This is a genomic window from Mucilaginibacter sp. dw_454 (assembly GCF_018449775.1).
GTDB lineage: Bacteria > Bacteroidota > Bacteroidia > Sphingobacteriales > Sphingobacteriaceae > Mucilaginibacter.
The window spans coordinates 287,885-312,450 of sequence record NZ_JAAVVB010000004.1; the positions used below are offsets into that span (position 1 = coordinate 287,885).

The window sequence follows — 24,566 nt, forward strand, 5'->3', positions numbered from 1 at the left end:
AATAGCTAACGGTTAAATACTGTAAGGTGCGCGCATGGCCGGATTCATCAACCGGTTGGCAGCCTCATCATCAATAAACTCTAATTTAACCGGGTCGAATTTTAAGGAACGGCCCAGCTTCAAGGCAATCATCCCCATGTTGACTATCGTACATGAGCGGAAAGCGTTCTCCTCGTTCAAGGTAAATTTCTGGCGTGTTTTAACCGAGTCGGTAAAGGTGGTCATCTGCGCCGGCGGATCTGGAAACTGTGCAAGCTTACGCTCCAGGTCCGGAATATCCGACTTAAAGCCCGGGTACAGTTTCCCTTTCGGCCCTTGAATATAAGGCGTACCATCATCCTTGCCCTCACCATCTAAAATAATCTGGCAGCCATCGGCATACGTATAAGTTATCCTTCTCCAGGTGCCCACAGCATCCGGGTGTTGTTGCGGTGCATCCACCTCTACCGATATTGGGCTGGTATCATCCTTACCCAAAAAGTATTGTACCGGGTCCATATAATGCTGGCCCATATCGCTCAGGCCGCCACCATCATAATCCCAGTAACCCCTAAAAGTTTGGTGCACCCTGTGCGGGTGGTAAGGTTTGTATTGCGCCGGGCCAAGCCAGGTATTGTAATCCAATTCGGGCGGTACCGGTTGTGGCACCAGGTTCTCTTGCCCTACCCAATAAAATTTCCAGTCGTACCCGGTGTATTTGCCTATGGTAACCTTTAAGGGCCATCCCAGCAAACCGCTGTCTACCAATTTTTTGATCGGCTTTGTGGTGGTGCCCATCCCGTAAAAAACATCTTTATACCTGAACCAAGTATTGATCCGGAACATACGGCCATTGGCCTGCACGGCTTCTTTAACCCGTTTACCCTCGCCAATAGTGTGCGTCATGGGCTTTTCGCACCAAACATCTTTACCTGCGTTTAGTGCATCCACAGAAATAATGCCGTGCCAGTGCGGTGGCGTAGCAATATGCACAATATCAACCTCGGGCAGCCTGATCAGTTCGCGATAGTCGGTAAAGGTTTTAACGCCTTTGTCCAGCATGCCTGCAACTTCCGAGAGGTGTTTGGTGTCTACGTCGCAAATAGCAACTACCTGCGTATCTTCGTAAGGAATGTGATTACGGCCCATGCCACCAACGCCAATAATAGCTTTGGTTAGCTTATCGCTGGGCGCAATGTATTTGGTTCCGCCTAAAACATAACGGGGCACAATGCTAAAAGCAGCCACGCCGACCGCCGATTTTTTGATAAAGTCTCTCCGCGAATTTGGTTTTTGTTTATTGGTCAGGCTCATAATTACTTGTTTATACAAGGTTGAATTTAAGCAGCTTTTACCAACATTGCAACAGCACCTATTTTTATTTTGGGCGGATGATGATATATTTACCAAATCTGCCAATCAATTTATACACATAACCATGACAGCAACCATCCGCGTAAAACTATCCACCATGATGTTTCTCCAGTTTTTTATCTGGGGCGTATGGTTTGTAACCATGGGGACCTACCTGAGTAAAAACCTGCATGCTACCGGCGTGCAGAATGCTACGGCATATGCAACCCAGGCACTGGGCGCTATCATCGCCCCTATTTTTATCGGGTTTATAGCCGACAAATATTTTTCGGCACAAAAAATACTGGGCGTTTTACATATCGCAGGGGCTGTGTTAATGTATTTTGTGAGCAAGGCCCCAAATTTCGACAGTTTTTATCCCTTCATATTATTGTACATGATTATTTACATGCCTACACTGGCTTTGGTAAATACGGTATCATTTAAACAAATGCTGAACCCAAGCAAGGAGTTTCCACCAATCCGTACTTTCGGCACCATTGGCTGGATCATTGCCGGATTACTAATTGGCTGGCTGGGTTGGGAACAGAGCAACTCCCTGGCTTTAACTTTCACTGCCGCTGCCGGGGCCTCTTTGGTTCTGGGTTTGCTGGCATTTACATTGCCTGATACCCCTCCGGCTAAAAAGGGACAAAAAACATCATTGTATGACACTTTGGGTTTGGAAGCGATTGGCCTGTTGAAGAAAAGATCTTTCCTGATATTCTTCATTGCATCGGTAAGTATTTGTATCCCATTGGCATTTTACTACAACTTCACTAATCCGTTTTTAAACGAGGTGGGGGTTAAAAAAGCAGCGGCTATTCAATCTATCGCGCAGTTTTCTGAACTGTTCTTCATGATAGCCATGCCATTCTTTTTTGTACGATTAGGCATCAAAAAAATGCTGGCCATGGCCATGTTAGCCTGGGGACTGCGTTACGTAATGTTTGCTTTTGGCAATGCCGATCATAATTACTGGATGCTATTGGGCGGTATCATCATTCACGGCGTATGTTATGATTTCTTCTTCGTGGCCGGACAAATTTATACCGACAACCTGGCCGGCGAGCGTTATAAAAACGCGGCGCAAAGCTTAATCACTTTTGCTACCTATGGTATAGGGATGTTTATTGGCTTTACCATCTCGGGGCCAATAGTTGACAGTTATCAGACCTCGGCAACAACGCATAACTGGCAGTCTATCTGGTTAATTCCGGGCGGCATAGCGGTAGTGGTATTGATACTGTTCTTACTATTGTTCAAAGACGATGCACCGGGCACTAAAGCTGAAGTAAAGGTACCGGAAGTTTAAACCGACCTGGCGAGTATATCAAAACGTCACATTTACTAAACACAGACCAATTTTATTATTTTAGCTTTGTAAGCGAAGATTGAGACTGCATTTTATTCGTTAGTTTCAATCAGCAGGGTGCGGGTCGCAGTCACCGAAGAGATATGTTATCAAAAAAAGCTAAATACGCCATTAAGGCGCTCATTTTACTGGGCAAAAACTACAAACAAAGATCGCTGAATGCGGTGCAGATTGCCGACGCGGAGAATATCCCGCAAAGGTATCTGAGAAGTATTTTGTCTGATTTGAAGATTGGCGGCTATATTTATAGTTTGAAGGGTGTAGATGGTGGTTACTCGCTGCGCGAATCACCCGAAAAAATCACACTGGATAAGATCATCCGGCAAATTGACGGCCCCATTGCCCGCATTTCCTGCGCCAGCATTTTCCATTACCATAAATGTGATGAATGCGCCGAAGAAGTCACCTGCAGCATCCGCGACCTGTTTATTGATATCCGCGAAGCTGATTTTAAAATACTATCTGGCACCAGTATTGCCGATATGATCAGCAAAGAAGGATCATTGGTGGCGAATCTGTTGTTAAATCAAAAGAAATAACGGCTTCATTCAACAGCGCACTTTTGTCATCCTGAACGTAGTGAAGGATCTTATAACATTGATAGGTTAGTAATACCCAGGCGATAAATTTATAGGCGTATAAGATTCTTCGCTGTCGCTCAGAATGACAAATCGAATTTAGCGTCGCTGTCCTCAAAATGCTGCGAAGTATCCGTTTTAATACAGTAATTATTCCCAAAAAATGTCAAAATTGAACTACAACCCAAAGTGGTATTGCTTTTGTATGACATAGGTCATCTACTTACATAAAACATAAAGTCATGAGATCATTATTGTATATTATCGCTGTTATCCTGATCATTGGTTGGGCAATCGGAACTTTTGCTTACGCAGCAGGTGGCTTAATCCACATCTTATTGGTTATTGCTATTATTTCTTTAGTGCTGGGTTTCCTGCGCAGAGATACGACAACAATATAACGCAATCACCCAAACTAAAGAACCCGGCTTGTTGTTCAAGCCGGGTTCTTTTGTTTTTAATGATCAGATATCACCATTTTACCTATTGCCGCGTTTTTAGGCGCCCGTATCACAAATAGCAATAAAGGCAGCGTAACTGCAAATAGCAAACCTATCAGGAAAAATGCGTCTGCATAACTTAACATAGCCGACTGTTTTATGACGGTTTGTTCAATAATCGCCACACCCTTTGCCTTAGCATCTATAGCGTTAATACCCTTATGTTGAAAATAGGCAGTAAGCGAATTTAGTCGGCTCACCGCTTCTGAATTATAGTTGGAGATATTAGCCAACAAATCGGTACGGTGAACTGCAACCCTGCGCGCGGCATAAGTATTGATGGCCGATATGCCAAACGCGCCGCCTAATTGCCGCATCATGTTATTTAAAGATGCGCCTTGTGGAATATCCGCCGGTGCTAAAGACGACACCGCCAGCAAAGTAAGTGGCACCGTCAGGAAGGCCATGCCCAGTGCTCTGAAAATCAAATTTATGGTTATAGCGTGTGCCGAGGTATCGAAATTAATGTGCGACATATTCCAGTTGAAGAAGATAAAACAGGCAAACCCCGCAGCTACTACGATTAACGGCGATAATCCGGCCTGGATCAGTTTACCCGAAACCATTAAGCCGATAATAGCAATAACAGCTCCCGGCAACAATAAAAACCCGGTTTGTGTTGGCGAAAACCCAAGTAAACGCTGTGCTATTACCGGCGTTAGAAACACCGAGGTAAACATACCAATACCCGTAATAAAAGTCAGGATGGCAGCTATAGTGAGCGATTTACTTTTAAAAACACGCAGGTTCACCACCGGGTGTGGTACGTGCAACTCCCACAGTATAAAAGCAGTCAACGAAATAACGGTTGTAACGCTGAGGAAGGTGATATAGCCAGTAGCAAACCAATCTTCTGTCTGGCCGCGTTCCAGTACAGTTTGCAGGGAGCCAATGCCTATAGCCAGTAAGATAATGCCCAACCAATCTACTTTATTAACTGTGGGCTTGATGGACGGTTCGGTGAGTAAGAAATAACATGATGTTGCGGCCAAAATACCGATAGGTACGTTAATATAAAATATCAGCGGCCATGAATAATTGTCGATAATAATACCACCCATGGTAGGGCCAATAGTTGGACCAATAAAAACCCCGATGCCAAATATTGCGCTGGCTACACTCTGTTTTTCTTTAGGGAAACATTCAAAAATTACCGCCTGCGAAACGGAAAGCAAAGCGCCACCACCTAAACCCTGCAGAAACCTGAAGATCACCAGCGTCCAGATGTTACCGGCACTGCCGCACATAAATGAACAGATCACAAATATGATGATGGAACCTATGTAATAGCGCCGTCTGCCAAAGATGGCCGTCAAAAAGCTGGTCATAGGGATGATGATCACATTAGCAATAGCATAGGCCGTTACTACCCAGGTTGTATCTTCTAAAGTGGCGCCCAGGTTACCGCTCATGTGGGATAAAGCCACGTTAACTATCGTAGTATCTATCAGTTCCATTACCGCGGCCAGCAGTACGGTGACGATGAGGAGATTGCGTTTCAGGTTATTCATATTTATTAGACCGATCGGTCTTTTTTAGGGTAAAAAAAATTAGTTAATAAATTGATCGATCTCCTTTTTCAGCAAAGCGATGATGGTGTGCATATGCCCCGGATTGTTCTGCACCTTACTGATCAAGATGCCCCCCTCAATCATGGTAAAGGCCTTTAAGCCGAATAGCTCTGCGTCGAATTTTTCAGATAATTCGCCGCTTGCCTGGCCATCTGTAATGATTTTAGAAAATCGATTTTTAAAGCGGATAATAGCCTCGTTAACTTTTTGCTTCATCAGCGGATTAGTATCATCAGCCTCGGCACCAAAGTTCAGGATGGGGCAGCCACCATAGTTTTCTTTCAGCACCCGGTGTGCATAAGAGTCAAGCAGCACGTATAGTTTGTCCTTCGCTGTGTCTACTGCGTTTACCTTCAGGGTAATCTCATCCTGGGTTAATTTACTCAGGTATGCAAAAACCTCCAGGCACAAAGCTTCTTTACTTTCAAAATTTCCGTAAACTCCCCCCTTAGCCAGTTTGGTGGCTTCCATAACGTCGCTCATAGAAGTACCGGCAATACCTTTCTGATTGAAGATAGGTGCTGCCTTTTCAATAATAAACTGCCGGGTACGCTCTGCTTTTGTCATTACGATACAAATATAAACCGATCGGTCTAATTTTCAATAAATATTTTATCAGTTGACATTCAAATTGCAAAGGATTTGGCTATAACCTTCATGTGCTAGTCAACTTAACCAACCAGCCATTTACTTTTCGGTAGATAGGAAAGCGCTTTGATCAACAGATAAGTTAGCACAAAAGTAACGCCGGCAATTAATGGCAGTTTTACGGCTGCACTTACAAAATGAGGATCTAACCAGTTATGTACCGCAATTAAGATCATGATATGCGCCAGATACATGCCGTAGCTTTTTGCAGATACATCTGAGAGGAGTTTAATACCGAATGATGATGTATTTTGAAAGGAAATGTTCTTCAGGATAAGGAAAATACCCGCCGCGATCATGGCTACATTAATGGTTTCGAAGCCCCAGGTTAGCTCAAGTGCATCGGTTGATTTCTCGGTTGCCAGTCGCGTTTCAAAAACATAAGCGGTAATGAAATATCCAACGATGATCAGTAAAGCGCCAACTGCGTAGTTCCAGGGTTTAGGTTGAAGGTGAAAACGTTTGATGTAGTTGGCCAAAATAACATAACCCAAAAAGCCCGAAAAATAATAGAGTGTTGGGGTATGGTTCCAATAACATTCGCCTAATATCGCCGGGAAAATCAAATGTATGTAGGGTACTGAGAAGGCTATGACCCACAACAAAAGGTAAAACTCCATGTTTCTGCGGCTGCAGGTTTGCACCCAGGCCGATATCAGTGGAGCAAATAAATAAATGCCCAACAGCATGTATACAAACCACAAATGCCCCACCTCTACACCGTAATTAACCGGAATTTTACAGATATTAATTAAAGCGGTTTGCAAAGAGGTGCCCCCGGTAAAATAATAGTAGAATGCATAAAGTACGCTCCATAACACAAACGGAATTGCAACCCGGCTTAATCGTTTTTTGAAAAATGCACCGGTATCTATGATCGGGAACATAAAATAGCCGGAGAGCATTACAAACAATGGCACGCAAGCTCTGAACGCAGAATTATACCAACCCACCATATGCGAGTCAGGCGAATTAATGACGGCACCGCCGTTACCGATATAGTAAAACTCGCCGGTATGTATTTGCATCACCATGTAGCAGGCAAGCACCCGCAACACATCAAAGCCGTAGTGTCTTTTGTTCGTTGTAATTTCAGTCATGGATGTATAGCGGGCAGATATCCCGCACATCCAAACTTAATAAAAGTATCGACTAATTAAGCCGGCAGACGAGATTACTCAAACTGCAATTCCCAATTGCCGTCACCTGCATCAACTACGCGGAAAATTCTTTTCTCGATAGACTGGCTGCCGTCAGACGATTGGATCAATACATATTCATGATCATGAAACTTTTCTGATTTATTAACCATGAGTGAGTTTACAGAACGAGGATCGCCGGGAACTGTTATAGTTTTCATAAGATTTATTGGTTTAACAGTACAATAACAATGCGGATTGAAATAAGTTTCTATTGATTATCGCGCAGCATAAAAAATGCCGTACAAATTTCTCTGTACGGCATTTCCATCACTTTTTATTTTTTGGTGATTTCTATTTTAAATCAAATCTATCGGCGTTCATTACTTTGGTCCAGGCCGCAACAAAGTCTTTAGTGAATTTGCTTTGTGCATCCGCCCCGGCATAAACTTCGGCGACAGCTCTTAGTTCTGAATTAGAGCCAAATACCAGGTCGGCACGGGTAGCAATCCATTTTAAGTCGCCGGTTTTGCGGTCTGTACCTTGATAAACTTCGCGGTCCATGCCGGCAGCTTTCCAGGCAGTGCCCATATCCAATAGGTTTACAAAGAAATCGTTGGTTAACTGGCCGGGGCGTTTGGTGAAAACACCATTTTTAGAACCATCAAAATTGGTATCTAATACACGCAAGCCGCCAATCAACACGGTAAGTTCCGGCGCAGTTAACGTCAGCAAATGAGCTTTGTCAATCAACAATTCCTCGGTTGATACCGGAGCCTTTGTTTTACGATAATTGCGGAAACCATCAGCTTGCGGCTCCAGGTAACCAAATGATTCTACATCAGTTTGCTCCTGCGATGCATCCATACGGCCCGACGCAAATGGAACAGACACAGCTTGTCCTGCATCTTTAGCAGCTTTTTCAACGCCTGCATTTCCGGCCAAAACAATTAAATCGGCCAAGGAGATCTTTGTACCTGATTGCCCCCCGTTAAATTCTTTTTGAATGCCTTCCAACGCACTTAAAACTTTCTGTACTTGCGTAGGATTATTAACCTGCCAGTCGCGCTGCGGAGCCAACCGAATGCGGGCACCATTGGCGCCGCCACGTTTGTCAGATCCGCGGTAAGTTGAGGCCGATGCCCAGGCAGTTGAAACTAATTCGCTAACAGTTAATCCAGATGCCAATACTTTTGCCTTTAGCGCTTCTGCATCAGCTTCGCTCACTACCTGGTGATCTAACTCCGGGATCGGGTCCTGCCATAATAACTCTTCAGCCGGTATATCCGGACCAAGGTAACGGGCTTTAGGACCCATGTCTCTATGGGTTAATTTATACCAGGCACGTGCAAAGGCATCGGCAAACGCGTCAGGGTTATTCAGGAAATTTCTGGAGATTTTTTCATAAGCTGGATCAAATCGCAAAGCCAAATCTGTCGTTAACATTTTAGGGCGATGTTTCTTTGCGCTATCATAAGCATCAGGAATAATATCTTCAGCGTCTTTAGCTACCCATTGCTGTGCGCCCGCAGGGCTTTTGGTCAGCTCCCATTCAAAACCAAACAGGTTTTCAAAGAAATTATTGCTCCATTGCGTTGGCGTTTTTGTCCAGGTTACTTCCAGTCCGCTGGTAATGGCATCTGGCCCCTTACCAGAACCGTACTTATTATGCCAGCCAAAACCCTGACCTTCCAGATCTACTGCTTCCGGCTCTTTGCCCACATTATCGGCAGATGCCGCACCGTGGGTTTTACCGAAGCTGTGTCCGCCGGCAATCAGTGCCACAGTTTCTTCATCATTCATCGCCATACGGCCAAAAGTATCGCGGATATCTTTAGCGGACAATATTGGGTCCGGGTTACCATCCGGGCCTTCAGGATTTACATAGATCAAGCCCATTTGTACAGCAGCAAGCGGCTTTTCCAAATTACGTGTGTGGATATCGCCATCCGCATCATCATCAGATACCAAAACACCGTGACCTTCTACCACACCAGGCGAGCCATGTGCATAACGCAGATCGCCACCCAGCCAGGTAGTTTCAGATCCCCAGTAAACCGACTCGTCGGCTTCCCAAACATCTGCACGGCCACCGGCAAAGCCAAAGGTTTTAAAGCCCATTGATTCTAATGCGATATTGCCGGTCAGGATCATCAAATCAGCCCATGATATTTTACGACCATATTTTTGCTTGATGGGCCAAAGCAAACGGCGTGCTTTATCTAAACTAACGTTATCCGGCCAGCTGTTCAGTGGCGCAAAACGTTGCAAGCCCGCACCCCCACCACCACGGCCATCGGTTACGCGGTAGGTACCCGCACTGTGCCATGCCATCCGGATAAATAAACCACCATAATGGCCAAAATCTGCCGGCCACCAATCTTGCGAGTCGGTCATGAGCGCATGCAGATCTGCTTTTACAGCATTAAGATCAAGGCTTTTAAATTCTTCGGCGTAATTAAACCCATCACCCATCGGATCGGACAGTGAAGAGTTTTGGCGCAGGATATTTAATTTTAACTGATTTGGCCACCAATCGTTGTTGCGGGTACCGCCACCACCGGTGTTATGTTTCATGCTGCCGTTGTGGAACGGACATTTACTGATGTCATTTGATTCGTTTTCCATAGTAATAAGTTTATTAATTGATTTGCCTGCGCCCCTGGTTGGCACGACTAAAGTAAAGTTAGGTGATATAAAATGAAGTTCACAATCATTTAGTTTTATACCGGATAGTTAAAAACTATAATGTTTCTACCAAATTATAGATCAAATAAATGGCGTTCCCCGATTAAAATTGGGCCGGGCTGTACATTCATACGCCTGCGAGGCATTAGGCTCTGGGCCGGTATCCATTTCCATCCCTAACGTGGGGGGACTCACCCCGACTACGCTTCGCTGGTCGACCCTCTCTTCGCCTTCGGCGGAAAGAGGATAATTTGATGTAATATCGAATGATGAATTCTGAATTTCGAACGTCGAAGTACTTCATCATTCATTATTCAACATTCGGTGTTCGATATTCAAAGACCCTCTTTCCCGCTTGCGGAAGAGGGTCTTTAAAAGGAAGTTGTCATTGCGAGCGTAGCGTGGCAATCGCAAGGAGGACAGCTTAACGCGTGCGATTGCTTCGTCGTATCTCCTCGCAATGACAAAAAGAAATTATTTAATAACAGCTAACCAGCCGGAAATTGGCTTTGAGCCATTTTTTAGATCTACAATATAATAATAGGTGCCGGCAGCCAGGTCGGCTCCGTTAAAACGCCCGTTCCAGGGCACCGGGTAACCTATAGAATGAAATACAGAACCACCGTAGCGATTGTAAACCTGCACTTCTGTCTTAGGAAAGTTTTCGATATTTTTAATTATCCAGGTATCATTTATACCATCGCCGTTAGGTGTAAAAGCTGTGTTGACTACAATACTCGGAGGCTCGGCTGTAACCTGTAAAACACCATCAATATAATTAAACGTATAATTTTCCGCCAGTGTCCCGGCTGCGGTTATAGGGTAATTACCTACGGCAGATGACAACACCGCCGTGGTGCCAATTGAAGGACCTGTAGTTAACACTGACGAATTTTCGTCATTTACAAAACCCTTGTAGGTAACCGTAAGCACGGGATTTGGCGTGCCGGTAACTTTGCTTTTATTATCTGCAGTTACGGTTACCAAAGCAGGCGTTACAATATTGTTGGTAGCAGTGGCAACGGTTTCAGCCGCATTGCCACTGGTAAGTGTAACGTTTCCCCCAAAAATGCCTGCCGGAGTATTCTTTGAAATTCTGACGTAAACCGTCACAGGCGATATATTATCCACAGCCTTGACGACAATCGTGTTAGTGAATTTGATACCATCACTACTCACTTCGAAACCAGTAGGCGGAGTTACCGTTACGCCGGATGTCATATCGTTACCAGACACCTTAAAAGTACCCGATGTTGATGGCGTACCATATACCGTATTGAGCTGCGGCAAACTTCCCGACGTTATAATTGACGACGGCTCTGACGGGTTAACCGTAATGGTAAAGGTCATAGGCCCGGCGCTGCAAGCTGATGGGTTAACAGGTGTTGCTGTTATAATTGCTTTAATTGCCGTTGTGCCGTTGTTCGTCGCTTTAAACAATGCTATATCACCCACCCCATGGTCTTTTAAACCAATAGCCGGGTTATCATTTGTCCAGGTAAAATCTTTAGCCGTACCGGTGAAGTGAATAGCGTTTGTACTCCCGGCAACCCAGATCTTGTCATTAATCTGATCTAAACTACCATTGCCATACACTTTACCATCTACACTTACTCTTTTAGTGATTGCCCCGGTTATAACTACTACTTTACCCGTCCATGAGCCGGCAGTTGTGGAAGCCGCCGAACGAACGTAAATATCAGTTTTAGCTAACGTCCCGTCTATCAAGTTAAGCGTAATTGAACGCGTATAACCGGTTGAGGGGTCTGTTGATATTTCGACATTGGGCGAGGGCCTTAAAACAACATCCTCGGTTAAATGATATCCTTCTATTGTAAAATGCTGAACATTGGGGCTCATAGACGGATCGCCACCGCAAGCTATGTTTGTACCAATTGCATCGCTTACATTAACAACAGGTGCCGGCTCGCTCGGCGTTCCTGCCTGCCCAAAAACGATATTCGTCCACAGCAAAATAAATGTTATACATACAACAGTGCGAAAATACTTCTGCATTGCAAGGGCAATCAATAGTTTATAATTGGTACTCCAATATAAGTATTATTGCTGTTACAAAACAAGAGTAATCGACAGGTTATTAACCGCTTATTGACTTAATATTAATTTGCCAGGTCAACCAATTCGATTCTTACTTTTGCGTATGCGAGCTACCATAGTCGTTTTATTTTTATTGATGGGATTTTTGTTGCCAGATAAACAGACTTTATCGTCAAAAAATCGCGACACCATTCCGCCTGCGGCTAAGAAACTTATTCGCTGTTATCCTGATTTTGTCGCTGGCTATGCTGATAATCATTTGCTTTTTAAAGATGGCAGCAAATTATTGTGGGACGACGGCATAGCCAACAAAACCTATCAGCAATTACTGGATGAGCCGGATCTGAAAGACATGTTTACACAGCCATACACAGCGGGAAAAGTATCTTCGCCTACCAGAAACTTTGATCCCGGCCGGATAAGAAATGAGGCATTTTTTAAGAAAATGTATGGCGCTACGAAAGCTGCTGTGGAGAAAAACTTAGTACAGATTACCTGGTGCCCAAAAACTGTTGGCCAAAAAATCATGGTCAGCAGCGTCAATGGTGTGGATAAGCAGTTACAGAAGGTCTCGGCAGAATTAGATCAGCATCCCGAATTAAAAAAATATTTGAGCAATATTGGCGGCACCTTTAACTGGCGTTATATAGCAGGCACCAGACGACAAAGTCTGCATAGTTTTGGCATGACGCTGGATATCAACACCAAATACGCCGACTATTGGCAATGGACCTGTAAATGCACAGACGAAAACGTCAGAATTGATTATAAAAACCGTATCCCGGCAATTATAATAGCTACTTTTGAGAAGTTCGGATTTATTTGGGGCGGCAAATGGTATCATTATGACACTATGCACTTTGAATATCGCCCCGAATTGCTGGAATAGCGACCTATGAAAAACCTTGTTATTGTTTACTGCATTTTATTATGCTGCAGTTTTATACGCTCAGACCGTGCTGAGAATGTACTCACCCGATTTAAAACACCCAAAGGATATACTCAACAACCGGTTCCCGACGAAAGCTTTGGCGACTGGCTGCAAAATTTACCACTAAAGCCAGCCGGAACCCATACCCGAATTTTCAACGGTACCATAGCCCGTACCGATCATAATACTGCTGCCGTAGTTGATCTAAGCATAGGCCACCATGACCTGCAGCAATGTGCCGACGTAGTAATGCGCCTGCGCGGCGAATACCTTTATCAGCAGAAAAAATACGATGCCATCAGCTTTAATTTTGTGAGCGGTTTCAAATGCGATTATGTACACTACGCCAATGGCTACCGCTATGAAAATGGCAAATGGGTACTAAAAGCCGATAAAGATTACAGCTACAAAACTTTTCTAAACTACATGAACCTGGTGTTCACTTACGCCGGCACCCTATCGTTAGAGAAAGAATTGCAGCCCGTCAAAGATTTTCACACCTTACAAACCGGCGATGTTTTTATTCGCGGCGGTGCGCCGGGCCATTGTTTTATGGTGATGGATGTTGTTGAAGATGCGCAGCATAACAAGCAATTCTTGCTGGCTCAAAGTTTTATGCCGGCACAAAACCTACAGGTACTGCAAGATGGATCGCCGTGGTTTAGCCTTGCCCGGGCAAATAACCTGCCTTATGGTGAGCTGATTAACCCGATTTATTTGAGGCGGTTTTAAGACTTCCGTTCTATAATCCTGCTCATCCAAAAATCGTTAAATCGTGTAATTTCCTATTTCGTCAAGAAAATCCTCCATCTCATGTAAAATAATTGAGCAGGTGGGTGCCGTTGTGTTGTTTTGAAGCATAATCTTTAAACACAACATCATGGGAAATCACTTTCACGACCACGATCATCATCACAATGATCAACTTAACGACCACGACGGCATTGACCGCCGCGGATTTTTAGAATGTATGGCCTGGGCCGGTACCGGCGTTTTATGGACGATGTCTGGCGGCATTATGAAATCATACGGCATGAGCAATATGATCGATAAAGCCAGCGGCAAACTAAAGAGTGGCCTGGTCATGCCCAAGTCTGATTTTAGCTTTGTACAAATTAGCGATAGCCACATTGGATTTAATAAACCGGCTAATGCTGATGTCTTAGGTACCCTGAATGCCACCATTGATAAAATAAACAACATGTCGTCCGCACCTTCATTCGTGCTGCACACCGGCGACCTTTCTCACCTTGCACAAGCCGAGGAGTTTGACACACTTGAACAAGCGTTAAAATCTGTAAAAACAGAAAAGATCTTCTATGTTCCCGGCGAACATGATATGACCGATAACGGTAAATTATATATGGAACGCTACGGCAAAGGCACCATCGGCGACGGCTGGTACAGTTTCGACTCGCACGGCGTGCATTTTGTTGGTTTGGTTAACGTCACCAATCACGTTGATGGTGGTCTTGGCTACATAGGCCCCGAGCAATTGAAATGGCTGGAAGCCGACCTGAAGCCATTAACCAATAGCACCCCTATCGTAGTATTTGCACACATCCCGCTTTGGGCAATCTACCCGCAATGGGGCTGGGGAACTGACGACAGCGCACAAGCATTAGCTTTATTAAAACGCTTTGGCTCGGTATCGGTATTGAATGGTCACATCCATCAAACTATTCAAAAGGTTGAAGGTAATATTACTTTCCATACGGCTAACTCTACCGCTTTCCCGCAGCCTGCACCGGGTACTGCGGCAGGCCCCGGCCCATTGAAAGTACCTGCAGAAAAACTACGCACCATGTTGGGCTTAACCCAGGTAAATTATGTAGAGCATAACAGCACGCTGGCCATTACCGACATGCCTTTAATTCAAGCCGCTAATACAACCGATCAGAAATAATGAAGCTACGTACCTTGTTTTTATTGTCACAATTATTTATTCCGATGCTTTCAGTAGCTCAATATAAACCTGTTGAGTCCGCTTCTACGTTAACTTTCAATATCAGGAACCTGGGCTTTAATGTTGCCGGATCATTTAAAGGTTTTGATGGCCTGATCAATTTTGATCCCAGGAACCTAGCGGCCAGCAATTTTGACGTGACCATTACCTCCGCTACTGTAAATACCGACAACAACTTGCGGGACAGCCACGTGCGCGATGAATTTTTTGAGGTAAAAACTTATCCAAAGATTCGCCTGGCTTCAACCAAACTGGGTGGTAAAGATGGCAACTATGTTTTTACCGGGTTGTTAACTATCAAGTCGACTACCAAACCTATTAGTTTCCCCTTCACGGCTACAGAGGCAAACGACTCTTATCTGTTTAAAGGAGGTTTCAAGATTAAACGTAAAGATTTTGGTGTAGGCGGTACCAGTACCGTGTCTGACGAATTAGAGGTTATTCTTAACGTAACAGCTAAGAAATGAAATTGAATAAAAAAGCGGCTGTGATATTGGGCGGCGTACTAAGTATAACAATAGCATCGGGGGCGGCGTTGCGGACGCCGCCTGAGCCGGCTCATTACACCAACTTAAAAGTATTGCCTAAAGATATCAGCTCAAAAGAGTTACAAAGTATCATGACCGATGACTTTGAAGATGCCCTTGGCGTTAGCTGTGGCTTTTGCCACGCTAACAACGCCAACGGCCACGGGCTTGATTTTGCAAGCGATGCAAAAGCCGAAAAAGAAATTACACGGGTAATGATGCGCATGACATTGGGCATCAGCAAAAAATACCTGAAGATAAAACACCCGCGGATAGGTAATAGCATGATGGTGGTGTCGTGCTATACCTGTCACAAGGGTGCACCTTTCTCTGATGACGTGGCGAAATAGTTCATATATTTATCAGCTTAAAATTTTGAATACTAAAAAGATAGCATATCACCTTGGGTTCTGGCTGCTGGCGTACCTGTTCTGGATATTTATATTCAGAAACGGCACGCTGGTGCTTACCCATAGCCTTACCATACAATTTTGTTACCTGGCGTTTATCTCGGCCAATTATTATTTTAATACGCTGTATAACATCCCCCAAAACCTCAATAAAAAATACTACTTAGGGTTTGGGATACTGTTTATTCTGGGGATAATAGTTACGGCGCTGTTGCGCATACCGGTATCTAAATTTGTCACGATACACCTATTTAAAATAATCGGCGCACCATTTGACCCCGTAACTGTTTTTTATAACTCGTTCGTCAACATATTTTTCTGGGTGGTGGTTATTGTCGCTGCCAAAATGATAACCGACCGCATGCGTTCGCAATTATACATCGAGCAGATAGAAAAAGAAAAAGCCACTAACGAGTTGAACTTTTTGCGGGCACAGTTCAATCCGCACTTTTTGTTTAATTCTATCAACTCCATTTATGGGCATATTGATAAATCGAACAAAGAGGCCCGCGAGATGCTGTTGGTGCTATCAGAAATGCTGCGCTACCAGTTGTATGAATGTAACGTCGAGGAGATCTCGCTCGATCGCGAGATCAATTATGTAAGCAATTACATTGCTATGCAAAGGGGCCGTATTGACGAACGTGTAAAAGTTAATTTTTGTGCCGATGAGGTTGACGGGCAGCCAAACATAGCACCTTTACTGCTCATTACTTTTGTGGAGAATGCTTTTAAATACGTAGGCTTTAATGAGGACAGGCCCAACCTGGTAGAGATATCTTTGCGCTACGCGGATGATAAGCTGATTTTTAAAGTATTTAACACCAAGGATAGCTACATCAACCATACCGAAGGCTCATCAGGGCTGGGGATAGCCAATACTAAGCGTCGTTTAGAGATTTTGTATCCCAACAGGCATGAGCTAAAGATCAATAATGACGAGAAGAATTACGAGGTTGAACTGACATTGGAAAAACTATGAAGCTGAACTGCATCATCATAGACGACGAGCCTATTGCCCGCAAGCTCTTGCAGGAATATCTCGAAGAGACCGATTTCCTGGTATTGGCTGGCACCGCCGAAAACCCGGTTAAAGCAACAGCCTTATTAAATGATAACGAGGTGGACCTGATATTCCTAGACATTAACATGCCTAAAATGAATGGCCTGCAGTTTTTGCGATCTACCAATATATTACCCATGGTGATCATGACCACCGCTTATGGCCAATATGCGCTGGATGGCTTTGAGCTATCGGTTGTTGATTACCTGGTAAAACCGTTTTCGCTGGCGCGATTTTTAAAAGCTGCGCAAAAGGCGCTGGAGTTAAAGACGTTGCGTAACAAGCCTTCATCCGCAGAAAAAGAAAAACCTGCTGCCGACCATTTCTTTGTTAAATGCGATGGCAAAATAGAACGTGTTGCGTATAATGATTTGCTTTATGTAGAGGCTATGGCTAACTATGTTACGTTGTACACCACCGGCAAAAAACTGGTAGCTTACCTAACCATTAAAGGCATTGAAGAAAAACTGCCTGCCGACAAGTTTTTGAAAGTGCACAAAAGCTATATTGTTAATACCGATAAGATCAAAACCATTGAGGGCAATATGCTCAATATTGAAGGCACCAAGATAACCGTAGGGCAAAGTTTTTATGAGCCGGTATTGGATAGGTTGTTGAAGGATAAGTTGTTTAAGCGATAAAATTCGCAGACGGTGTCATGCTGAGGCACTCGAAGTATGAGCGCAGAGGCCAACATCGCCACAAAAATATCGACATCTTAACCCGTAGCTAGTAAACAACAATTGTCATTGCGAGGAGGGACGACGAAGCAATCGCGAACTTTTCTCCTTGCGATTGCCACGCTGCGCTCGCAATGACAAAAATGGCAGGCAATGACGTAGTGGTTATTACGCCCAGGCATTGCGCAGAAAGCGCAGCCAATTACCATGCATCATGTTGTCGATATCATGACTGGTGTAGCCCCGTTTTGCCAAGAGGTTTGGCATATTTTGTAAATCGGCAATAGTTTCCAAGTCATAGGGGCATTGCTCCCGCCCGAAGGCGCCATCCAGGTCAGAACCAATACCCACGTGTAGTGTATTACCGGCTAGCTGACAAATATGATCTATATGATCAACCATTACCTCCAAATTGCAATTCATCCCTTCAGGGGTCGACACCCCTCTTACCCAGCCCGGCACCATCATCCAGGCATCCAACGCCGCGCCAATTACAGCCCCGCGATCTATCAGTGCTTTGATCTGCTCGTCGCTGTATTGACGGTTATGATTCACCAGTGCGCGGCAGTTATTATGACTGGCCCAAACGTTACCGTTAAAATGGTCGAGCGCCTCCCAAAAGCTATCGTCGCATAAATGCGTGGCATCGAGAATGATATTCAGTCGCTCCATTTCTTTGAGCAGCCCATGGCCTTTCGGCCCCATAAAACCAGTGGCGTCTGTACCCTGCGCGTACCTGCCCGGTCCGTAATGCGCCGGGCCAACCGCACGCAACCCATACTGGTAAGCGCGCTCCAAGTGCCCAACTGTGACCAGCGAATCCGCACCTTCCAAACTCAGGATATAACCAACTGGCTTTTGTGAATTATCGTCCCCATCGCCCCAAACTTTCAAATGGTTCTCAAGTGTGGTCAGATCATGGACCTGCGTCATTTCGCCCACGTCTTCCATGGTTTTGTACCAGGCCACCTGCCCTTGTGTTTGCGCCCAGGCTTGTTCGGGCGAATGCCATCCGGGTAAATGATTATCAGGAGCGACATATCTTGCTATCTGCGTAGCTATTACTAAGCCGATGTTACCCCGACGCAATTCGGGCAAACTCACTACAGCTTTAGCACGATCAGGCTTATCATTCAGGCCAACCTCGCGGGCGTTAATGGCGGCAACAGGCTGCGTTAAGTCGCGGTTCCATTCCAGCGCGTTCATACTTAGGTCGAGGTGGGCGTCGATGATAAACATAGTATCTAGATATTGATCTTGCGGTCGCGGGCTATGGTTAGCCACTCGCCGCTGGTTTTGTTGTTTTGAATAGTAATGGCGCGCTCATACAGCGCAACCGTTGGGCAGATATGGTGCGGCACACCGTACAGCACGTCGCCTACTTTACAATTGTGATTGGCTCCGGCTTCGAGCACTAAATGCTCTTCGCTGTGGCTTACGGGTTGGAGTTGAGGTGAGTTCAGAAAAGTGACCCGCTTGTCCAGCACATTCTCAGAAGCAACCGACTTATGCCCCAAATCAACACAGATCTTGGTATCATCAGGCAAAGAAACAATCCTGGCTACCACCAAAGCAGTAGGCAAAAAGGTCTGTTCTCCAAGCTCCTTGCCATAGCCGCTATCCCAATAAATAAAGGTGCCGGGGCTGCATTCTACACCTTTGCGTTTGGCATGTATCGGAAAAGTTGGCGAGCCGCCTGCTATAACAACAGGGTCAATGCCCGATTGATGTAATTCGGCAATCAACTCTTCAACCAGCTTAAATGCGGCATTGCATTGTTGCTTACGAATGTCGAGGTCTTCATTATGAATATGGCCATCATAGGCATGCAGGCCGATAACCTTCACGGCTTGCAACAACTCGCATCGCTCATATAAAACAAAAGCCTTTTGCGGGGCTATGCCTGAGCGGTTCATACCGACATTCAGGTCGATATAGACATTTAGGGTTACTTGTTCTGCTAACGCGATTTTGTCTATCGTTGTCGCGGCCTCATAGTTATCAACCAGGCAGCTAAACTGAGTATCCGGGTATTGCTTAATCAGCGCAACCAGCCGCTTAATTTTAGGTCCAATCGGCTGATAAGCCAGCAGCACATCCGGCGCTTTACAAAGGGCCAGCATTTCGGCTTCGGCAATGGTAGCGCATTTGAATTTGCGGATACCGGCATCCATACACAACTGCGTAGCCTCTTTGCACTTATGCGTTTTCACATGCGGCCTTAGCCGGTCCACATCATCAATAGCGGCTACCAGCGTGGCAATGTTTTGCTTTACCCTATCGGGATAAACAACCAGTGCCGGGGTGTCCAGCTCATTGATATTTGCTATGTCAAACCAGTTGGCCATGGTGTTGTTATTGCTCCAGTTCGAACATCGCTTCAATCTCTACCGGGATATTGTCGGGCAATGAGCCAAAGCCCACCGCGCTGCGCACGCCGATGCCGTACTCGGTACCCCAAACCTGCGCAAACAATTCACTGCAGCCATTGATAATGTAGGGATGCTTTTCAAACTCGGGCGTACAGTTAACCATCCCCAGCACCTTGATTACCCGTTTTACCTTGTTCAGGCTACCCAGGTTGGTTTTGATGGTTGACAGGATAGCCAGGCCCACTTGTCTCGCGGCCAGTTTGCCTTGTTCCATATCCATATCGGCACCAATGCGGCCAATGATCAGGCTTTTATCATCCTGTACGGTGCCGTGGCCCGATACGTACAGGTATTTACCATCTATTAAATAAGGTTTATAAACCCCAAGCGGCGCAGGTGCCGGCGGCAGGTTCAAGCCCGTTTGGGCGAAGTTTTCGTCTGGTGTGCTCATGTTGTGTTTTGGTCGATGTATAATCGGCTAATGCGAAGTTAATTATTTTGGCTAAAGCCGATGTCGGTTTTGTTGATTATCCGTCGGCTAAAGCCGACGGCAATGAAAGCACCCTCTTTCCGCCGGGGTGGCCTTGCGCGGTTCCCCTCTTTCCGACGAAGTCGAAGAGAGGGTCGCGCCCGCCATTGCGGGCCGCGGGGTGAGTCGACGGCGCGCGTTCACCTGCCAAGCGAGGACTCACCCGGTCTACGCTTCGCTGGACCACCCTCTCTCTTCGCCTGCGGCGGAAAGAGGGTTGTTTGAACATGTTGTTTTGTTTCAATTAAGTGTTCAACATCCGAAACAAGTGAAACAGTAAACCTAGCCAACCAATTGATATCTAATTAAATACAAATTCGCAGTGAAACAGAATGAAACACTATTTCAGACCTTTAAGTCATTTTTTGTTTCACGACAGAGGGTGTCATGCTGAACTCGTCGAAGCATGTGGGTAAAGCCCAATAACGTACGACAGGCCTACGCTCACCCATCGACAGGCTCAGGGTGACACCCATTTTTTGCAAGACAGTACAGGATGGATTTAAAATCTACTAACTTTATGTTTGTTAAGCTGTGCCTTACCAATGCATAGTTTTTTATATAAACCAATTAAAATCTACTTAAATCATTATAAATGCGCTTAAACAGAGCTATTTTATCCAATCTTTTTTTTGCCGGTCTATTAGCAATAACTTTTAATGTTAATGCCCAGGTTGTCGCTGTGCCTGATGCATCGCTGCCAAACTTTAAATCTATCGAAACCGGTTTCATTACCGTGCCCGATAATATCCAAACCAGCGTTTATTGGTACTGGCTGTCAGACAATATCTCTAAAGAGGGGGTGGTAAAAGACCTCGAGGCGATGAAACGCGTGGGTATTACCCGCGCCTTTATAGGCAATATTGGTATCGACGATATGCCCTTTGGTAAGGTCAAGATCTTTACGCCTGAATGGTGGGATATCCTGCACACCGCGTTAAAAACAGCCACCCGTTTAAATATAGATATCGGTTTGTTCAACAGTCCGGGTTGGAGCCAATCCGGCGGGCCATGGGTTAAGCCAGGGCAAGCTATGCGTTATTTGACCTCGTCGCAAACGCGGGTTACCGGTCCGCTGGCTTATAGCCAGGTTTTGCCGAAGCCTATTGATGTCTTCCAGGATGTACGGGTAATTGCCTACCCCGTAGCAGCTGATTATAATGCATCTATCACCGATTTAAAGCCAACACTGTCTTCAACTCCACAGATTGATGCGCTGAATAATTTAACAGATGACAACGAGGCTACTACCGTAACTATTCCCCGCGGACAGCCGTTTTCTTTTAATATTTCGGCCCCGCAGCAATTTACCGCACGCAGCCTGGTAATCGTTCCCGGTCATGAGGGTTTTAGTTTTTCGGGCGATATCGAAGCAAAGGTTAACGGCGAATACACCATCATCAAACATTTTTCTATCGACAGGGGCAATACCGCGCTTAATGTAGGTTTCTCCCCTTTCGGCCCGGTTGCTGTATCTATTCCGGCAACTACAGCTAATGATTTCCGGGTGGTTTTTAATCGGGTATCCAACAACTGCAAGATCGCCGAGATCAAATTATCAGCAACGCCGGTCGTTGAAAATTATATCGAGAAAACCGAAGCTAAAATGTGGCCCACACCGCATCCTTTTTGGGATGCCTATCAATGGGTACCTCAACCGGTTATCGACAATAATAAATATGTAATTGATCCTACCAAAGTGATCGACATTACTAAATACATGGCTGCCGATGGCACGTTGAAATGGAACGTACCAGCCGGTAACTGGATCATTGAGCGCAGCGGCATGACACCAACCGGTGTAAAAAACTCGCCGGCTACGCCTGAGGGTACCGGCCTGGAAGCCGACAAGATGAGTACTAAGCACATCGCTGCTCACTTTGATGCTTTTTTGGGCGAAATTCAGCGCCGTATCCCGGCCGAAGACCGCAAGAGCTGGAAAGTTACCGTTGAGGACAGCTACGAAACCGGCGGTCAAAACTGGACAGACGAGTTGATTAATGAATTTAAGCAAGCGTACCATTATGATCCGGTGCCTTTTATCCCCGTAATGCAAGGCAAAGTTGTGGGCAGCGAAGATCAGTCAGACCGTTTTCTTTGGGATCTGCGTCGTTTAATTGCCGACGATGTATCCTATAAATACGTGGGCGGCCTGCGCGACATCAGCCATAAACATGGTTTGACGACCTGGTTGGAGAACTACGGCCACTGGGGTTATCCGGGCGAGTTTTTACAATACGGCGGACAAAGCGATGAGATTGGCGGCGAGTTTTGGAGCGAGGGCGATTTGGGCGATATCGAAAATAAAGCAGCCTCCTCATCGGCACATATTTATGGGAAAACTAAGGTATCCGCCGAATCATTCACCGCTGCCGGCGATGCCTTTTGGCGCTATCCCGCCATGTTTAAAAAACGTGGCGATCGCTTTTTTACCGAAGGCATTAACAATACCTTACTCCACGTCTACATAGAACAACCTACTGACAAAGCACCGGGAATTGATACCTGGTTTGGCGTAGAGTTTAACCGACTGAACACCTGGTTCTTTGACATGGACGTATTTCTGAAATACAGCAAACGTTGTAACCTAATGCTGCAGCAAGGTATTTACGCGGCAGACGTAGCCTACTTTATTGGTGAGGACGCACCAAAAATGACCGGTATTACCGACCCTGCCTTACCGCAAGGCTATTCGTACGACTACATCAATGGCGAAGTGCTTAAAAACCGCATCACCGTTAAAAACGGCAAATTAACGCTGCCAAATGGCATTAACTACAGCATACTGGTATTGCCAAAACTGGAAACCATACGCCCGGAATTATTGGCTAAAATCAAGGACCTGGTAGCACAAGGCGCAGTAATTCTAGGACCTAAACCTAGTCGCTCGCCAAGTTTGCAAGGGTTCCCTTTAGCTGATAAACAAGTGCAAAAGTTAGCTGGCCAGCTTTGGGGCAATATTGATGGCGTTAACGTACGCGTAAACCGTTATGGCAAAGGCATGGTGATTTCGGGCATGAGTATGCAGCAAGCACTTAAGCTGGTAAAAGTTATTCCGGATGCTAAGATCACGCAAAGCGATTCGATATTATTTATCCATCGTCAGTTAAAAGACGGTTCTATTTATTTTATTTCTAACCAGAGAACCAGCACGGTAAATATTTCGCCTAAATTCCGCATCACCGGCAAACAGCCGGAGTTATGGGATGCCGTAACCGGCGACAGGCGCGATCTCCCATCATATTATCAAGCCAACGGCACCACTACTGTTCCGATGAAACTCGCTCCTTATGAAAGTGCATTTATCGTGTTCCGCAAGGCGGGCATGAAGCGGGATACCAGCCGTTCAAATTATCCGCGTGCTACGGCATCTATCGCTATCGATCAACCGTGGACGGTAAATTTTGACAGCAAAATGCGCGGTCCGGCAAACCCGGTAACGTTCGAGAATTTAACAGATTGGTCGCAAAGCGCTAATGATAGCATTAAATATTATTCGGGCACCGCTTTTTATCACAATAGCTTTAATATTGCTACTTTAGTAAAAGGAACCAATTATATACTTGACCTGGGTTTGGCCCGGGCCATTGCTAAAGTAAAAATTAACGGCGTTGATGTGGGTGGTGTGTGGACGCCTCCTTACCAATTGGATATTACAAAAGCCTTAAAACCCGGCGCTAATAAAATTGAGGTAAAGGTGGTTAACACCTGGAACAACCGTTTAATTGGCGATAGCAAACTACCGGCGGCAGAGCGTAAAGCAACTGCATTTGTAATGCCGAATGAAGGTAAAGGTTTAGAGTCGTCTGGTTTATTGGGTCCGGTTAAGGTTTCGGTGGTGAAATACTGATGTTACCACCACGTCATCGCGAGCGTAGCGTGGCGATCTCCGGATAAGCGGTAATGCGCAACGTCTCAGAGATCGTCACGCTCGTACCTCGCTCACGATGACATGGTGGAGACCAACAAAAAAGTTTCGGTGGTGAAATACTGATATTACCACCACGTCATCGCGAGCGTAGCGTGGCGATCTCCGGATAAGCGGTAATGCGCAACATGTCAGAGATCGTCACGCTCATACCTCGCTCACGATGACGTGGTGGGGACCAACAAAAAAGTTTCGGTGGTGAAATACTGATGTTACCACCACGTCATCGCGAGCGTAGCGTGGCGATCTCCGGATAAGCGGTAATGCGCAA

The 24,566-nt window shown here is 45.5% G+C and carries 21 protein-coding genes; 11 read left to right on the top strand and 10 right to left on the bottom strand.

Going from position 1 to position 24,566, the window contains the following annotated elements; translation table 11 throughout:
* Positions 1–12: 12 nt before the first annotated feature.
* Entirely contained in the window at positions 13–1,293 is a 1,281-nt protein-coding gene (locus HB679_RS14675; protein WP_214072752.1) for a Gfo/Idh/MocA family oxidoreductase, read from the bottom strand.
* A gap of 124 nt (positions 1,294–1,417) precedes the next feature.
* On the opposite strand from HB679_RS14675, the gene HB679_RS14680 reads away from it, so the two are divergent.
* The 3 genes from HB679_RS14680 (at position 1,418) to HB679_RS14690 (ending at position 3,686) form a co-directional block, all read left to right on the top strand.
* Complete coding sequence (locus HB679_RS14680) at positions 1,418–2,647, top strand: nucleoside permease (protein ID WP_214072753.1); 1,230 nt, start codon at positions 1,418–1,420, stop codon at positions 2,645–2,647.
* 143 nt (positions 2,648–2,790) lie between these two features.
* Positions 2,791–3,246 (top strand): Rrf2 family transcriptional regulator, encoded by a 456-nt coding sequence (locus tag HB679_RS14685; RefSeq protein ID WP_214072754.1) that lies wholly within the window; start codon positions 2,791–2,793, stop codon positions 3,244–3,246.
* A 281-nt stretch (positions 3,247–3,527) separates the two neighbouring features.
* Positions 3,528–3,686 (top strand): lmo0937 family membrane protein, encoded by a 159-nt coding sequence (locus HB679_RS14690; protein WP_214072755.1) that lies wholly within the window; start codon positions 3,528–3,530, stop codon positions 3,684–3,686.
* 56 nt (positions 3,687–3,742) lie between these two features.
* On the opposite strand, the gene HB679_RS14695 is transcribed toward HB679_RS14690, so the two are convergent.
* From HB679_RS14695 to HB679_RS14720, 6 genes are all read right to left on the bottom strand, one after another.
* Positions 3,743–5,296, bottom strand: a complete 1,554-nt coding sequence (locus HB679_RS14695; protein ID WP_214072756.1) for a DHA2 family efflux MFS transporter permease subunit — start codon at positions 5,294–5,296, stop codon at positions 3,743–3,745.
* Positions 5,297–5,335: 39 nt separating this feature from the next.
* Entirely contained in the window at positions 5,336–5,923 is a 588-nt protein-coding gene (locus HB679_RS14700; RefSeq protein ID WP_214072757.1) for a TetR/AcrR family transcriptional regulator, read from the bottom strand.
* A gap of 104 nt (positions 5,924–6,027) precedes the next feature.
* Positions 6,028–7,104: an acyltransferase family protein gene (locus tag HB679_RS14705; RefSeq protein ID WP_214072758.1), complete on the bottom strand. Its 1,077-nt coding sequence runs from the start codon at positions 7,102–7,104 to the stop codon at positions 6,028–6,030.
* Positions 7,105–7,178: 74 nt separating this feature from the next.
* Positions 7,179–7,364 carry a hypothetical protein gene (locus HB679_RS14710; RefSeq protein ID WP_214072759.1) on the bottom strand — a complete coding sequence of 62 codons (186 nt, stop codon included), beginning with the start codon at positions 7,362–7,364 and terminating at the stop codon, positions 7,179–7,181.
* A 133-nt stretch (positions 7,365–7,497) separates the two neighbouring features.
* Positions 7,498–9,771, bottom strand: a complete 2,274-nt coding sequence (gene katG / locus HB679_RS14715; protein WP_214072760.1) for a catalase/peroxidase HPI — start codon at positions 9,769–9,771, stop codon at positions 7,498–7,500.
* Between the two features lie 534 nt (positions 9,772–10,305).
* Positions 10,306–11,847, bottom strand: coding sequence for a gliding motility-associated C-terminal domain-containing protein (locus HB679_RS14720; RefSeq protein WP_214072761.1), 1,542 nt, complete (start codon positions 11,845–11,847; stop codon positions 10,306–10,308).
* Between the two features lie 145 nt (positions 11,848–11,992).
* Here HB679_RS14720 and HB679_RS14725 point away from each other — a divergent pair, with 145 nt between their 5' ends.
* The 7 genes from HB679_RS14725 (at position 11,993) to HB679_RS14755 (ending at position 17,427) form a co-directional block, all read left to right on the top strand.
* On the top strand, positions 11,993–12,778 hold the full coding sequence (locus HB679_RS14725; RefSeq protein WP_214072762.1) for a M15 family metallopeptidase: 786 nt from the start codon (positions 11,993–11,995) through the stop codon (positions 12,776–12,778).
* Positions 12,779–12,784: 6 nt separating this feature from the next.
* Complete coding sequence (locus HB679_RS14730) at positions 12,785–13,552, top strand: DUF4846 domain-containing protein (RefSeq protein WP_214072763.1); 768 nt, start codon at positions 12,785–12,787, stop codon at positions 13,550–13,552.
* Positions 13,553–13,700: 148 nt separating this feature from the next.
* A complete protein-coding gene (locus tag HB679_RS14735; RefSeq protein WP_214072764.1) occupies positions 13,701–14,726 on the top strand; it encodes a metallophosphoesterase in 1,026 nt (341 codons plus the stop codon).
* The gene (locus tag HB679_RS14740) at positions 14,726–15,253 is read left to right on the top strand and encodes a YceI family protein (protein ID WP_214072765.1); all 528 of its coding nucleotides are present in this window, start codon (positions 14,726–14,728) and stop codon (positions 15,251–15,253) included. The genes HB679_RS14735 and HB679_RS14740 overlap by 1 nt, the downstream gene beginning before the upstream one ends.
* Positions 15,250–15,663 (top strand): c-type cytochrome, encoded by a 414-nt coding sequence (locus tag HB679_RS14745; protein WP_214072766.1) that lies wholly within the window; start codon positions 15,250–15,252, stop codon positions 15,661–15,663. Before HB679_RS14740 ends, HB679_RS14745 begins: the two co-directional genes overlap by 4 nt.
* Before the next feature lie 25 nt (positions 15,664–15,688).
* Complete coding sequence (locus tag HB679_RS14750) at positions 15,689–16,705, top strand: histidine kinase (protein WP_214072767.1); 1,017 nt, start codon at positions 15,689–15,691, stop codon at positions 16,703–16,705.
* Positions 16,702–17,427, top strand: coding sequence for a LytTR family DNA-binding domain-containing protein (locus HB679_RS14755; RefSeq protein ID WP_214072768.1), 726 nt, complete (start codon positions 16,702–16,704; stop codon positions 17,425–17,427). Before HB679_RS14750 ends, HB679_RS14755 begins: the two co-directional genes overlap by 4 nt.
* Positions 17,428–17,634: 207 nt before the next feature.
* Here the strand turns inward: HB679_RS14755 and HB679_RS14760 are convergent, their stop codons facing one another.
* From HB679_RS14760 to HB679_RS14770, 3 genes are read right to left on the bottom strand one after another with little or no spacing between them, the layout of a single operon-like run.
* Positions 17,635–18,705 carry a membrane dipeptidase gene (locus HB679_RS14760; protein WP_214072769.1) on the bottom strand — a complete coding sequence of 357 codons (1,071 nt, stop codon included), beginning with the start codon at positions 18,703–18,705 and terminating at the stop codon, positions 17,635–17,637.
* A 5-nt stretch (positions 18,706–18,710) separates the two neighbouring features.
* A complete protein-coding gene (locus HB679_RS14765; protein ID WP_214072770.1) occupies positions 18,711–19,814 on the bottom strand; it encodes a D-TA family PLP-dependent enzyme in 1,104 nt (367 codons plus the stop codon).
* Positions 19,815–19,821: 7 nt separating this feature from the next.
* Positions 19,822–20,289, bottom strand: a complete 468-nt coding sequence (locus tag HB679_RS14770) for a RidA family protein (protein ID WP_214072771.1) — start codon at positions 20,287–20,289, stop codon at positions 19,822–19,824.
* 673 nt (positions 20,290–20,962) lie between these two features.
* On the opposite strand from HB679_RS14770, the gene HB679_RS14775 reads away from it, so the two are divergent.
* Positions 20,963–24,217, top strand: coding sequence for a glycosyl hydrolase (locus HB679_RS14775; RefSeq protein ID WP_214072772.1), 3,255 nt, complete (start codon positions 20,963–20,965; stop codon positions 24,215–24,217).
* The last annotated feature ends 349 nt before the right edge of the window (positions 24,218–24,566 follow it).

Bases quoted from the DNA above. Each gene is read 5' to 3' on its own strand.
- HB679_RS14765 (WP_214072770.1), bottom strand. From the start codon at position 19,814: ATGGCCAACTGGTTTGACATAGCAAATATCAATGAGCTGGACACCCCG.
- HB679_RS14675 (WP_214072752.1), bottom strand. From the start codon at position 1,293: ATGAGCCTGACCAATAAACAAAAACCAAATTCGCGGAGAGACTTTATC.
- HB679_RS14745 (WP_214072766.1), top strand. From the start codon at position 15,250: ATGAAATTGAATAAAAAAGCGGCTGTGATATTGGGCGGCGTACTAAGT.
- HB679_RS14690 (WP_214072755.1), top strand. From the start codon at position 3,528: ATGAGATCATTATTGTATATTATCGCTGTTATCCTGATCATTGGTTGG.
- HB679_RS14685 (WP_214072754.1), top strand. From the start codon at position 2,791: ATGTTATCAAAAAAAGCTAAATACGCCATTAAGGCGCTCATTTTACTG.
- HB679_RS14680 (WP_214072753.1), top strand. From the start codon at position 1,418: ATGACAGCAACCATCCGCGTAAAACTATCCACCATGATGTTTCTCCAG.
- HB679_RS14775 (WP_214072772.1), top strand. From the start codon at position 20,963: ATGCGCTTAAACAGAGCTATTTTATCCAATCTTTTTTTTGCCGGTCTA.
- HB679_RS14730 (WP_214072763.1), top strand. From the start codon at position 12,785: ATGAAAAACCTTGTTATTGTTTACTGCATTTTATTATGCTGCAGTTTT.
- HB679_RS14760 (WP_214072769.1), bottom strand. From the start codon at position 18,705: ATGTTTATCATCGACGCCCACCTCGACCTAAGTATGAACGCGCTGGAA.
- HB679_RS14700 (WP_214072757.1), bottom strand. From the start codon at position 5,923: ATGACAAAAGCAGAGCGTACCCGGCAGTTTATTATTGAAAAGGCAGCA.
- HB679_RS14710 (WP_214072759.1), bottom strand. From the start codon at position 7,364: ATGAAAACTATAACAGTTCCCGGCGATCCTCGTTCTGTAAACTCACTC.
- HB679_RS14695 (WP_214072756.1), bottom strand. From the start codon at position 5,296: ATGAATAACCTGAAACGCAATCTCCTCATCGTCACCGTACTGCTGGCC.
- HB679_RS14740 (WP_214072765.1), top strand. From the start codon at position 14,726: ATGAAGCTACGTACCTTGTTTTTATTGTCACAATTATTTATTCCGATG.
- HB679_RS14755 (WP_214072768.1), top strand. From the start codon at position 16,702: ATGAAGCTGAACTGCATCATCATAGACGACGAGCCTATTGCCCGCAAG.
- HB679_RS14705 (WP_214072758.1), bottom strand. From the start codon at position 7,104: ATGACTGAAATTACAACGAACAAAAGACACTACGGCTTTGATGTGTTG.
- katG (WP_214072760.1), bottom strand. From the start codon at position 9,771: ATGGAAAACGAATCAAATGACATCAGTAAATGTCCGTTCCACAACGGC.
- HB679_RS14735 (WP_214072764.1), top strand. From the start codon at position 13,701: ATGGGAAATCACTTTCACGACCACGATCATCATCACAATGATCAACTT.
- HB679_RS14720 (WP_214072761.1), bottom strand. From the start codon at position 11,847: ATGCAGAAGTATTTTCGCACTGTTGTATGTATAACATTTATTTTGCTG.
- HB679_RS14770 (WP_214072771.1), bottom strand. From the start codon at position 20,289: ATGAGCACACCAGACGAAAACTTCGCCCAAACGGGCTTGAACCTGCCG.
- HB679_RS14725 (WP_214072762.1), top strand. From the start codon at position 11,993: ATGCGAGCTACCATAGTCGTTTTATTTTTATTGATGGGATTTTTGTTG.